Here is a 12471-nt window from a genome sequence, read left to right on the forward strand (position 1 = left end):
TTTATTCCCTTCCTTCCTTAATCCAGCAAGCAAGTAATGTTCCTTCTTTCTCCGCTGACCAGATTCCAATTTTCCCATTTTGTTGTTCCATTAACATTTTTGAAATACTTAGTCCAAGCCCAGAACTACCACCATTATTTCTAGCACCTTCTGCCTGATAAAAGGGTTGAAAGACATTGTCCAGTTGTTCTTTTGGGATTCCTTTTCCTGCGTTTTGAATCAAGATAACTGTGCCATTCTTTCTCCAAACCTCAAGGTCATCACGAAATTCGTTAAACACCCAGTCCGGTAATTGGGTATCACTTGAAATGGCAGCAAGCCAAATCTGATTCCCTTTTTCCGTATGTCGAATAGCATTACCCATAATGTTATCTACAACCCTCACCATTTGCTTTGGATCCAACTCATAGATTTCTTTTACAGATTGAGTAACAACTAGCGAAATCCCTTTTCGACTACAAGGTTCGTCATATCCAGATAACAGCATGTCAAAATACTCTTCCCCATCAACCTCCACAAGCTCACCCAGTTGTTTAGAGGATTGTAATGCGGTATACATGGTCAAATCATCAAGCATTCGTTTCATGTATTCGAGCTTCTCAAATAAAATTTCCTTATACTCGAGCCTTTCTTGTTCTGAAAGAGTTTCGTCATTTTGCAAGGCTTCCGTATAAGCACGTATAACCGTTAACGGTGTTTTTAAATCATGTGATAAGGAGGCCACAATAAACTCTTTTTCCTTTTGTTGTTTAGCAAGTGCCTCTTGGGTTTGTTCAATCTGCGCTTTCATTTTCCAAAAATGTTTGATTAAATCCCCTATTTCATCATTTGATTCTTTTGTTTGATTTGATAGCTTCTCTCCATTAGCAAAAGCTGTCATTTGCGTCTGCAAATAGCTTAATGGTCGATTCAATTTTCGGTTCAATAGAATCACTACAATGATATAGAGTAGGATAATAAAAATACTGAAGGACACCCCTAAAAGTATGTAGTGATTCGTTACCCCTTCAATCCAATCTTCTCTCGCAAATGAAATTTCAAAAATCCCAACAACATCACCGTCACCAACGACTGGCTTTTTTAATGTATAGGTACGTGAATTTTTTTGAAGTTCATTCAGATTTTTGTATACTTGTTCAATATTTATCGTTGAAAATCCATATGAACCTACACTAGGCAAACTAGAAAATACAACTACACCATCTGATCGATATAATGTTATTTTGATAGATTCGTTAGTTAGTGCTTGAACTGACTCAAACTGTTCTTTTGGTTGTAGTTGATATAATTTAGGATTTAAAAGATGTGACTCAATCTCCTCCATTTTAGTGGTCATCTCAACGTACTCAACAAATGCTTGCTTTTCATCGAGATTGCTTAAACTTACATATAGGATGTAAAGTGCCACAACTGGGAGCAGCATCACGATAAAAAAACTGACCATTAACCATTGTTTAATTTTCATACGCTTTGCTCTCCTATAAAACGATAACCAACACCCCAAACCGTTTGAATAAACTTTGCAGAGCGCGTATCATCACCTAGCTTTGACCGAAGACTTTTAATGTGAACAGTGACTGTATTGTTTCCGTCGACATCTTCTTGTTGCCAAATATGCTCGTAGATTTCTTTTTTCGAAAATGTTTGCAATGGGTTTTTTGCTAACAAAAACAATAACTCTCTTTCTTTGGAGCTCATTTGAACTACGTTGCCGTTTAAAAAAATAAGGTCATTCGTAAAATCGATGGTAAGCCCATGTAAATAATTGATGCGATTTTCATTTGATGTCGTTTTGTTATATCTTCTGAATCTTCTTAAATGAGAGCTAATTCTCGCACTTAGTTCCTCAAGACTAAATGGTTTCGTGATATAATCATCTGCTCCAAGATTCAATCCTTTGATCTTGCTTTCATCCTCATTTCGTGCACTTAAAATGAGGAGAGGAATTTCACTTTCCAATCGAATGGTTTTACATAATGTAAATCCATCCATTTCAGGAAGCATTAAATCAATTAAGGCAAGGTCATATTGGTCCTCTTTAAAATCCTCCCAGCCTTCTGTACCCGTAGAAGCCCATGTCACGGAATAACCTTCCTTCCGTAAATGATCACAAACAATACGGGCGATTTCCTTATCATCTTCCACAAGTAGAATTTTTTCAGGTCTTTCCATGGATAACCCCTCTTTCTATCTATTTTCATTATAAAGGAAGTTTTGGTGTGCACATGGAATTTTTATTTTTACTTAATAATTAACTCAAAAAGGTATATTCAGACCTCTTTTATTAAAAAGTAAGTAAGGTACATCAATACATAAAAGAGGTGTTAGTTTTGTCTAATAATCAAGGGAAAAATATTTTGCCACCACAACATCAAACTCACCAACCTGGAACCGAGACGGAAATGGTGCCAAAACCAGTCTCCGAAGATCATTCCTACCAGGGTAGTTATAAGTTGAAAAATAAGGTTGCCATTATTACTGGTGGGGATAGTGGAATTGGAAAGGCAGTCGCGATACATTACGCGAAAGAAGGCGCCAATGTTGTCATTGTTTATTTGGAAGAGCATGAGGATGCTAAGGAAACAAAGCGACAGATTGAAGAAGAAGGTCAAAAATGCTTACTTCTATCCGGAGATATCGGAAATGAAGAGTTCTGTAAAGAGATTGTGAAGAAAACAATTGATACATTTGGACAACTAGATATTTTAGTCAATAATGCAGCTGAGCAGCATCCACAAAAAAGTATCTCTAACATAACAGCTGAGCAGCTTGAAAAAACATTTCGAACCAATATATTTTCATATTTTTATTTAACGAAGGCCGCTCTCCCCCATTTAAAAAAGGGAAGTTCCATCATTAATACAGCGTCTGTTACAGCATATAAAGGTAATGAGCAACTTCTCGATTATTCAGCAACAAAAGGAGCCGTTGTTTCATTTACAAGGTCCCTTTCTATGCAAGTAATTGGAAATGGCATTCGTGTAAATGGAGTGGCTCCAGGTCCAATTTGGACACCACTTATTCCATCAACCTTTACAAGTGACCAAGTTGCCAAATTTGGCTCGACAACCCCCATGAAACGACCAGGACAGCCCGAAGAGGTCGCACCATGCTATGTTTTCCTTGCAAGTGACGACTCCTCTTATATGTCTGGCCAAATCCTCCACGTTAACGGTGGAGAAATCGTAAATGGGTAAAGAAATAGCATCATCCATGCAGGATGATGCTTTACTTTTACTCTGGTTTTGAATTACCATGTCTTTTTTTATTCAAATAAATGAAACCAATCATTAATACAGGTACAATAAATACGGCAACGAATAAGGCATAATTAATGTTTGTAGTGTCTCGTACAACAAACACTTCCGAGATATCACGATTTACAACAAGATGAAATTCATCGTCAGTTGCGCGAACAAGGTCCTCCGTAATTAGTCCAGTTAGTTCCTTATCCTCTCCAACCTGGTCAGTCGTTAAGGTAAAGCTCTGTGTTTTCGTTGTATTATTAATTGCCACAAAAGCTGTTTCCCCTTCATATTCTCGCTTAAAAACAAGTAAACCTGCATCATTTTTGACTAATTCAATTGAACCTTTTGTTAGAGCAGGTACACCTGACCTAATTTTAGAGAGCAATGTAATATAATCAACTAGCTCTTTGTCTGTTCGAAAGTCCATTAAACCGAGGTTGTCCGGTGGCTCAGTTCCATTTAAGGCAATTTCCGTTCCATAGAAAATGGTTGGAATTCCAGGTGTAGTATACAAATACGTTAACGCCGACTTAAGGCGTGGTGCAGGATGTTCATTAGCTTCTGTAGCAAGATAGGTGAAACGAACCGTATTTGGATTATCGAAAAAATTAATTAAGGAATTCGGATTTTCAAACTCCTTAGCTTGTTCCCATGTTTTTTCAACATCTTTAAATGGTTGATCTGGAACACTAAAACTAGTGATTCCTTCATAAGGAATCATATTAAAAACGGAATCAAGTCCCTTAGTTTCAACCTCACCAAGGTTTTCTACCCCTACAGGTTGTCCAACCAAGCGAAAATTGGCTTTTACCGCTTTTAGATCCGTTGATAATGTCGTGATAAAATTAGCTGGTACACCATCAACAAGGTCAAGTTTATATCCATCAATGTCTGCCTTTTGTACCCACGACTTCGCATCCTCAATAAATTCATCATTTAAAGTACCATCATTTGATCTGATGCCTAAGTCAAGAATAATTTTTATTCCCTTGTCATGCGCCGCTTTCACGAGCTGTTTTAAATCATCAGATGTTCCATAATGCTTATTGATGACACTTCTATCCTTTACCACATATGGATAAAATGTATCGGTTTCATTTTCAAATATAGGTGATAATAAAATCGTCGTAAACCCCATATCCTTCACATAATCAAGCCGACTAATCACTCCTTGGAGGTCTCCCCCATGATAGGATGAAGGGTTCGATAGGTCCACTGCTGAATCATTTGCGCTGTCTGCATTATTAAAACGGTCAACCACTATGTAATAAATGCTTTCTTCCGCTATTGTTTGTTTGTCCGCAGCAAAAGCTGGAAGGGCCGACAGCAGTAATAACGGAATCAGTATAGCCAGCATATATATCTTTTTCTTCATCACGTAACTCCAATCCTCATAGTAATCTCACTCTTTAAAGTAACCTTATCCCTTCTTAAAAGTCAAATAGTACAAGAGTTTGTTCATATTTTGTACATATTTATAACGTTTTCTTTTTCGTGTAAAATGGCTATTCTTTCTTACCACATTCTGTGATAAACTAATATAGTTTTTCATTACGGAATTAGAGGGGTTGACAGCTTGGAAACTTCTATAAATACAAAAAAATTAACATTATTTGCGCTCACATGGCCCATTTTTATTGAATTGCTTTTACATATGCTAATGGGGAATGCAGATACCTTAATGCTGAGTATGTACTCCGATAATTCAGTTGCAGCAGTCGGGGTCTCAAACCAAATCTTATCATTAATTATCGTCATGTTTGGATTCATCGCAACCGGTACAGCCGTTCTTGTGGCCCAGCATTTTGGTGCTAATAATGAAAAAAACGCTGCTGAAGTTGCGGTCGTTTCTATTTTTGCCAACCTTGTGTTTGGTCTTATTTTAAGTCTTATTGTTTTTGTTTGGAGCAAGGATCTCCTGCTTTTAATGGATTTGCCAACTGAATTATTAGACGAAGCGGATAGTTACCTGAGAATCGTAGGTTTATTCTCGTTTCTCCAAGCACTGATCATGACAATTGGGGCGGTCATCCGAAGCTATGGTTTTACTCGGGATACGATGTACGTCACAATCGGTATGAACATCCTGAATGTCATAGGAAATTATATTTTTATCTTTGGTCCGTTTGGTTTGCCAGTTCTCGGTGTTGAAGGAGTTGCGATATCTACCTCTTTTAGTAGATTAATAGGCTTACTGGTTATCACCTATCTATTAATAAAACGAGTAAAACATGGTCTCCATTTTAAAAAGATTTTTCGTTTACCAAGAGTTCATCTTCAAAATCTACTTAAAATTGGGATACCTTCTGCTGGGGAACAGCTTTCTTACAACTCTTCCCAGATGATCATCACGTATTTTATTACAATCATGGGAACTCAGGCACTTACGACAAAGGTGTATGCACAAAATTTAATGATGTTCATCTTCCTTTTTAGTATTGCTATTAGTCAAGGAACACAAATCTTAATTGGGCAAATGATTGGAGCCCGTCAAATAAATGATGCTTATAAAAGAGCATTAAAAAGTTTAAAGCTCGCCATATTGATATCAGCAGCAATGGCTATTGTTTTTTCTTTCTTTAAGGAACCCTTATTATCCATCTTTACAGATAATAAAGACATCATTAAAACAGGTGGTGTCCTTATCCTTTTAACCATCATTCTTGAACCAGGAAGAGCTTTTAATCTTGTCCTTATCAATGCATTAAGAGCCGCTGGGGATGTAAAACTGCCAGTATACATGGGAATCCTCTCGATGTGGGGAATTTGTGTGCCAATTGCATATGTACTTGGCATTCACTTTGAACTCGGATTGGTTGGGGTTTGGATTTCTTTTATTGTCGATGAATGGGTCCGTGGCATTGTCATGCTGTGGCGATGGCGTTCACGGGCATGGGAGAAAAAATCATTTATTGCACCAGTTGATAATGTAGACATAACAGCCTGAAAAAGTTAAGGCTGTTTTTTCGTTTTCACTATTTTTCCTAAAATCAGGGTAAAATCTCACTAAAAAGTCTTTGTTATAAAATTCCCTACTTTTGTCTAAAAAAGAGGATACAAACTACTTTCAAATATACAGCTATGGATGGAGGATTTGCTTTGGATTTACAACAACGTCTCGGCAGCATAACTGAACAAAAACGTTCTTTTATAACAGGTACGACAGAATGCATAAATGACCAATGGATTTTCTTCGAAGCCGAAACAGACGAGGCTTCAATGCTTGAAGAAATGCTTGGGAAGGAAGTAGAAGTTTTCACTCTAAATAAATGGGAAAAAGGCATTTTTGTGGATGATGGTTTAATCCAGATGAATGGATATTTTTATAAACTCGATAATGGAGATTGCCTCCGTTTTCGAAAGAAATTAACCTTGGCGTATAAGGAATGGCTAGAAGGTTTTACCGAGGACCAATTTATTCGTTTTACATCAACTTTAAATAAACTTTCGTTTTCATTATATGATTGTATCCATTGTCATAATCAATTAATGTTTCAAGAAGAGAATGGTGAAAATGAAGGTGTCAATTTTATCCTATTTGATAATACGGAATTGCTTTTGTCTGTTCACCATCATTTTTCTCGTGGAAAACTAAAGAAGGATCGATTTGAATTTACACTAGCCAATGGAAAAAGAGCAATTCTTTCAACCTTATGTAAATAAAACTGGGGGCGTTCCCACGTGAACAGCCCCCACCCTTACAATGCTTTAAGTTTTGCTAATCCTTTTTCAAACTCTTCACTTTTCATCGGTCGATTAATGTAGAAACCTTGAGCATAATGGCATTGTAGCTCCTTAAGTAATTCAATTTGCTCATCTGTTTCAACTCCTTCTGCTACCACCTTCACAGCAAGTCCATGCCCCATCGTAATGATCGCCTTCACAATCGCGATATCAGTAGTATTAACCTTGAGATTATTAATAAATGACCGGTCAATTTTTAAGGTATTGATTGGCAAATCCTTTAGATAACTTAATGATGAATAACCTGTACCAAAGTCATCAATTGATACCTTAACACCAAGCTTTTGCAGTTCCTTCATAACAATGACACTATGGGTAATGTTTCTTAGCATCACGCCTTCGGTAAGCTCGAGCGTTAAATATTGCGGAAGAAGTCCAGTTTCGTCTAAAACCTCTTTGACCACATCAATAAAGCTAATTTGCTGGAACTGGTCTGCTGATACATTAACCGAAATTGTTAAATAATCATAGCCCATATCATGCCATTTCTTATTCTCTTGACAAGCCTTTTTTAAGACCCATTTGCCTATCTCATGAATAAGCCCCGTTTCCTCTGCAAGAGGTATAAACTCACCAGGTGATACGAGTCCAAGCTTTGGATGGTCCCATCTAATTAATGCTTCACTGCCATATACTTCTCCAGACGCTAAATCAATCAACGGTTGGAAGCATATGTGAAACTCATTTTTCTCAAGAGCTTTTCGTAAATAGCCCTCAAGCTCAAGCTTATATAACACTTGCTGATTCATTTCTGTTGAGTAGAATTTCATTTTGTTGCCACCCTGCTGTTTTGCAAGGTTCATAGCTGTATCGGCATGCTTAAATAATAACTCCGTCGTAATCCCATCATTAGGATAGAAACTAACTCCGATACTTCCGGTTAAAAAAAACTCACGTGCTCCATACATAATTGGTTTAGTAATGCCATGCAATAATGTCTGTCCAAGGTCAGCAATCTTTTCAACTTCAACTTCCTCGGTTATAAGGATTGTAAATTTATCGCCACTAAATCTTGCAAGAAAACTCTTTTTTGGGAGTAGTCCTTGAAATCGTTTGGCAAGTTGCTTTAGAATAATATCTCCCGCATAATGACCAACTGTATCATTAATCACTTTAAATCGGTCAAGGTCAATAAATAACACAGCTAATTTATGTTTCTTCTTTTTCTTTGAAAATCGCTTAACAAAGTCCTCTACTTGATTTGTAAAATGCAAACGATTCGGCAAACCAGTTTCTGCATCATAATAGGCTAAGTTCGCAACTTTATCCTTAGCTTTTTTTTCATAAAATGCCTCTATTTTTTTATTTTTGTCGATAATAAGTTGGTGTTGCTCTATTAGTTCAATAGTATCTAGCAACTGTTTATAAATAAAGCTGTTCGTTCTCAAAACGAGATTCACCACTCTTTTTTTCACTCATGAAGTATGTATCTATTCATAAAGATAGCATAATTTCTTGTCGAAAAACACAGAAAAAAGAGAAAAAGCCACCTTAAATGGTAGCTTTTTCACAAAACGTTTAGAATCTCCATATACCTAACGGAAGTTTCATTCCTAATCCAATTGTTAAGATTAGCACAACTATAAACAATCCCCAGAATAATCCAGTTGGTTTTTGTTTACTAGAACGTGCCAAAATCATTTCCATGAATCCGATTGTTAGTACCCCTAGTATTGCTTTACCTATGTATTCACCGTCAATCTCTACTCCACCAAATAAAAGTAGCAGACCTGTCGCTAAAATGAATAGATAAAATAAGCGCAAGATCATTTTAACAATTTTTTGGGATTTTTCTTTGCCGGCCTTGTTTAGGATTGTTGCTGCTATAACAAATAGAATAATAGCAACTGCCCAAGAAGTAATATGTGCATGAGTATTGTATGTCATGTACTACTTCCTCCTTTTTTCTTTTTCATTCATGGATAATCATAGCATGTTTATGAAGAAAATAAAAAGATTCAATCAACCCTTTTTCACTATTCGCATAGTAAATATGTCGTTTTTGTGACGTGTTGTCCTTCAATGGCTAGCTCCAGGCGCCATCGGCTCTCTGGTCTAAGCCAATCGCTTCGGAAGGTAAAAAGCACCTTCTGTCAGCGCTCGTCTTATGCTTGTACTTGCACAGGGAGTGCTGACATCGACGTTTGCCACAGGACGTGGCAGTAGTTAGTCGATGTTCCACTTCAGGCGCCTTGTGCTTTTCTTTTTTATTCCTCAATTTTATTTCTCAACGTACCTAGACCATCAATGGTAATTTCGATCTCGTCTCCAGCCTTTAGAAAGCGTGGTGGATTAAAACCTTTTCCTACTCCCGCTGGAGTACCTGTTGCGATAACATCACCTGGCTCCAATGTCATTCCTTGTGAGATCACTGAAATAACTTTTTCAATTGGGAATATAAATTGGCTTGTGTTACCTGCCTGGCGTACCTCTCCATTTACTTCGGTAGTTACGGATAAATGACTAGGATTTGGAATCAACGATTTATGCACCAACATTGGCCCCATTGGACAACTGGTATCTAAGCTTTTTCCAAGGAAAAACTGTTTGTGTCTTGATTGGATATCACGAGCAGTAATATCGTTAACGATTGTATACCCAAACACATACTCCAATGCTTCACTTTCTTTTATACCATGACCTTTTTTACCGATTACTACGGCTAATTCACCTTCGTAATCCAATTGCTCTGTAATATTTTTATGATTCATGACGAGTTCATCAGGCCCCACAACTGTCGTTGGTGCCTTTGTGAAGATCATGACATGCTCGGGGATATCCTTAGCACTTCCCATTTCAATCACATGGTCCGCATAATTTTTACCAACACAAAAAATATTCTTACTAGGTTTTGGAATTGGTGCCTTCAATGTAACATTCTTGATCGGAAATATGCCGTCTGCATCAGGATGTTGCAGAGTCCACTCCTTAATATGAGACACCCTCTCGAGAAACACTTCACCTTGTGAAATAGCCTCAATCATTGTTTTTGGAATAATGGATGAACTGTTCATTTGTGCTTCAACAACTTGTAGATCGAGTACTTGATCAAGGCTTTCGTTTACCATCCCAATAAATTGTTTTCCATTCTTTTCAGCCGTTACAAACCTCATTATCATCACCTCTTATTTAATCCTTTACTTAATTCTACCTAAGCTATCCTTTTTCCTCTTTTGAGATTTTGTCAAACTTTGTATTATTTTGTAACATTATAAGAGGTTTTAGCGAACCTGTTTTATTCTCTGTAAAGGCAGGTATAATAGTAGTACAAGCCTTGTATATACTACTTTAGTCTAATGAATTGTAAAGAAAATGGACTAAAAAAATGGAGAAATGAAAATGTTCATGTTGAAAATTGCCATTGAATTAAAGCGCCGTAAAATGACTGTTTTAGCTGATCGGCATGGCTTTACTGCTAGGGAGACAGTAAAGTGTAGTCAAGAGTTAGACCAATTATTGAATATTTATCAAAAAACCAAACAGAAAAAATTAAAAATGGTGAACTAAAAAAGACTATTCGCATTATCCGCGAATAGCCTTTTTTCTTATTTCCACCTTTTGGGCATATGTTAATGTTCTCCAAATCCATTCGAAAGGACCAAACCTGAATTTTTTTAACCATAGATAACTTAACAGGATTTGGATAATGAAAATAACAATCGTGAGAAGGAACCCCGTATACAGCTCCACTTGTCCATACAATCCAAAACCATAGCCGTAAAACAAGAACGTACATACAATCGATTGGAATAAATAATTACTCAGAGAAACTCGTCCAACAAAAGCAAGCGGTGAGAGCAGTCTCTTCCAAACTGGTATTCTCATTAACAGGACAATCGATGTTGCATATAATACAGCAGTGCTCGGACCACCTATCGTATCCTGCAAATAGTCGGTTGCCGCATTTTTAGACGTATAGTATGGCAGCAATTTCATGGGAATCCCGATTACTAGTGAAATCAGCCATAAGATCTTTACTTTCTTTATATCCTCATCACGGCCTTCCAGCCACTTTTTCTTTGCGATAAAAGCTCCGAGAAGAAACATCGGTAGCAATGTAATAATATATGCAAAGATGCTGCCTACATTATTTACATAGTACCAATCTTGGAATCTTTGAATTGTAATTTCCCAAAATCCGCCTGAAGCATAAATTTCTGCAGATTTTTGAGCAAGTTGTTCATTAAACATAATGGCACCTAATTCTGGTTCGAACATAACGGCTAGAAGCATCATACCGCCAAGAAATAGATTGGGTATGAAAATAAGCACTAAAGCCCAAATAAGTAACGTGATTGGTTTTGCCTTATGAAACAATAGAAAAATTGCCCCAACAAACGCATATGTAATTAAAATATCTCCATGCCATACAAAAAAAGCGTGTAAACATCCAAACAGTAAAAGTACCATTAATCTTCTTGTGATCAATGGATAAAAAGAATAACCTTTAGCAAGTGCTCTTTCCTTAAATAGAATCATGCCAAACCCGAAAAGAAACGAAAACAGGGTATAAAAGCTTGCTTGTGCAAAAATGTCAACGAAGCTATTTGTCCATTGATTCAATTCCCCACCCCACCAGTCTTTAGGGTTTAAATACAATACTGGTGAAAAAAACGAAGGCATATTCACGAAAAAAATACCGAATATCGCTAGCCCCCTTATAACATCGAGAGTCTGAATTCGCTCCGCTCCCATTACTGGTGTTAATCGTTCATTGTTCATTCATCTAACTCCTTTAATTTTCCTATATTTGATTATAAGAGATGGATCTAGAAATCTCTAGAATAAGATTCCAAAAGTAGAATTAACACGTCATTCCTTTATCCTCGAAATCACACCTTCTGGGTGTTTATCATAGAATATCGTAATCGCATCTACATGTAGCAACTTTCTATTTCGTATATTTTTTAATTTGATTTTTAAAAGGGTGTTCAATATGCCAGCAATTGTTGGAGCAATAAAAATAAATAGCATTGGGAATAGCAGTGTAATGAATGTAGGGGATGTTTTTCAAATTGCACCTGTTACTACTGCCAAAACATTCGCTGGAGCTGGCTCTTTTAATACCGGGAATGGAACTCGAATCTTTAATAATCAGAGTGTAACCAACTCATATGATGTCGATACAATCGATAGTGTCAATGTCGGAAACGCCTAAAGGGGGTATACGCAAATGAATTTTTATATAAATCAAAGTATTTGTATACAAACGCTAAGAGTCGGAAGTGTTGCAAATTCATCTGTCTTACAAATTGGAAGTGCGGGAATTATTCGGCCATCTGCACATTTGTATAATACAGGTGGTTTTACTGAACCAGCTCCACAAATTACAAAACAAAATATGTTAGAAGCACCAGCTGTCCCTTTAGCCGGCGCATCAGGAGCAGGAGGAGGAGTAGGCGCTGTAGTCGGTGCAACAGGTGTAAGATAATGGGCATTCACCCAATCGTTCTTATCTGCATAGAGTAATCTATAACAG

13 protein-coding genes are annotated in these 12471 nt (G+C 37.0%); 6 read left to right on the forward strand and 7 right to left on the reverse strand.

The window, feature by feature from the left end; genetic code table 11:
• Position 1: 1 nt before the first annotated feature.
• Positions 2-1465 (reverse strand): HAMP domain-containing sensor histidine kinase, encoded by a 1464-nt coding sequence (locus ABC371_RS21680; protein ID WP_412898695.1) that lies wholly within the window; start codon positions 1463-1465, stop codon positions 2-4.
• Entirely contained in the window at positions 1462-2172 is a 711-nt protein-coding gene (locus tag ABC371_RS21685) for a response regulator transcription factor (protein WP_412898696.1), read from the reverse strand. The genes ABC371_RS21680 and ABC371_RS21685 overlap by 4 nt, the downstream gene beginning before the upstream one ends.
• A 158-nt stretch (positions 2173-2330) precedes the next feature.
• Between ABC371_RS21685 and ABC371_RS21690 the strand changes: the two genes are divergently transcribed.
• Entirely contained in the window at positions 2331-3197 is an 867-nt protein-coding gene (locus ABC371_RS21690) for an SDR family oxidoreductase (protein ID WP_412898697.1), read from the forward strand.
• Positions 3198-3234: 37 nt separating this feature from the next.
• On the opposite strand, the gene ABC371_RS21695 is transcribed toward ABC371_RS21690, so the two are convergent.
• Positions 3235-4623, reverse strand: coding sequence for an alpha-amylase family glycosyl hydrolase (locus tag ABC371_RS21695; RefSeq protein ID WP_412898698.1), 1389 nt, complete (start codon positions 4621-4623; stop codon positions 3235-3237).
• Between the two features lie 201 nt (positions 4624-4824).
• Here ABC371_RS21695 and ABC371_RS21700 point away from each other — a divergent pair, with 201 nt between their 5' ends.
• Both ABC371_RS21700 and ABC371_RS21705 read left to right on the forward strand, forming a co-directional pair.
• The gene (locus tag ABC371_RS21700) at positions 4825-6195 is read left to right on the forward strand and encodes an MATE family efflux transporter (RefSeq protein ID WP_412898699.1); all 1371 of its coding nucleotides are present in this window, start codon (positions 4825-4827) and stop codon (positions 6193-6195) included.
• 152 nt (positions 6196-6347) lie between these two features.
• Positions 6348-6911: a DUF2777 domain-containing protein gene (locus tag ABC371_RS21705; RefSeq protein ID WP_412898700.1), complete on the forward strand. Its 564-nt coding sequence runs from the start codon at positions 6348-6350 to the stop codon at positions 6909-6911.
• A gap of 35 nt (positions 6912-6946) precedes the next feature.
• Here ABC371_RS21705 and ABC371_RS21710 read toward each other — a convergent pair whose 3' ends face one another.
• The 3 genes from ABC371_RS21710 to ABC371_RS21720 all read right to left on the reverse strand — a co-directional run bounded on the left by ABC371_RS21710 (position 6947) and on the right by ABC371_RS21720 (position 10105).
• On the reverse strand, positions 6947-8380 hold the full coding sequence (locus ABC371_RS21710; RefSeq protein WP_412898701.1) for a putative bifunctional diguanylate cyclase/phosphodiesterase: 1434 nt from the start codon (positions 8378-8380) through the stop codon (positions 6947-6949).
• A gap of 130 nt (positions 8381-8510) precedes the next feature.
• On the reverse strand, positions 8511-8879 hold the full coding sequence (locus ABC371_RS21715; protein ID WP_412898702.1) for a YisL family protein: 369 nt from the start codon (positions 8877-8879) through the stop codon (positions 8511-8513).
• Between the two features lie 320 nt (positions 8880-9199).
• Positions 9200-10105: a fumarylacetoacetate hydrolase family protein gene (locus ABC371_RS21720; protein ID WP_412898703.1), complete on the reverse strand. Its 906-nt coding sequence runs from the start codon at positions 10103-10105 to the stop codon at positions 9200-9202.
• Positions 10106-10331: 226 nt separating this feature from the next.
• Between ABC371_RS21720 and ABC371_RS21725 the strand changes: the two genes are divergently transcribed.
• Positions 10332-10499, forward strand: coding sequence for an aspartyl-phosphate phosphatase Spo0E family protein (locus ABC371_RS21725; protein ID WP_136379543.1), 168 nt, complete (start codon positions 10332-10334; stop codon positions 10497-10499).
• Between the two features lie 15 nt (positions 10500-10514).
• Here ABC371_RS21725 and ABC371_RS21730 read toward each other — a convergent pair whose 3' ends face one another.
• On the reverse strand, positions 10515-11714 hold the full coding sequence (locus tag ABC371_RS21730; protein ID WP_412898704.1) for a DUF418 domain-containing protein: 1200 nt from the start codon (positions 11712-11714) through the stop codon (positions 10515-10517).
• Between the two features lie 214 nt (positions 11715-11928).
• Here ABC371_RS21730 and ABC371_RS21735 point away from each other — a divergent pair, with 214 nt between their 5' ends.
• Both ABC371_RS21735 and ABC371_RS21740 read left to right on the forward strand, forming a co-directional pair.
• Positions 11929-12150: a spore germination protein gene (locus ABC371_RS21735; RefSeq protein WP_010283441.1), complete on the forward strand. Its 222-nt coding sequence runs from the start codon at positions 11929-11931 to the stop codon at positions 12148-12150.
• Positions 12151-12165: 15 nt separating this feature from the next.
• On the forward strand, positions 12166-12423 hold the full coding sequence (locus tag ABC371_RS21740; protein WP_412898705.1) for a spore germination protein GerPB: 258 nt from the start codon (positions 12166-12168) through the stop codon (positions 12421-12423).
• The last annotated feature ends 48 nt before the right edge of the window (positions 12424-12471 follow it).

Origin of the sequence: Bacillus jepli (assembly GCF_047238305.1) — a bacterium.
Lineage (GTDB): Bacteria > Bacillota > Bacilli > Bacillales > Bacillaceae_L > Ferdinandcohnia.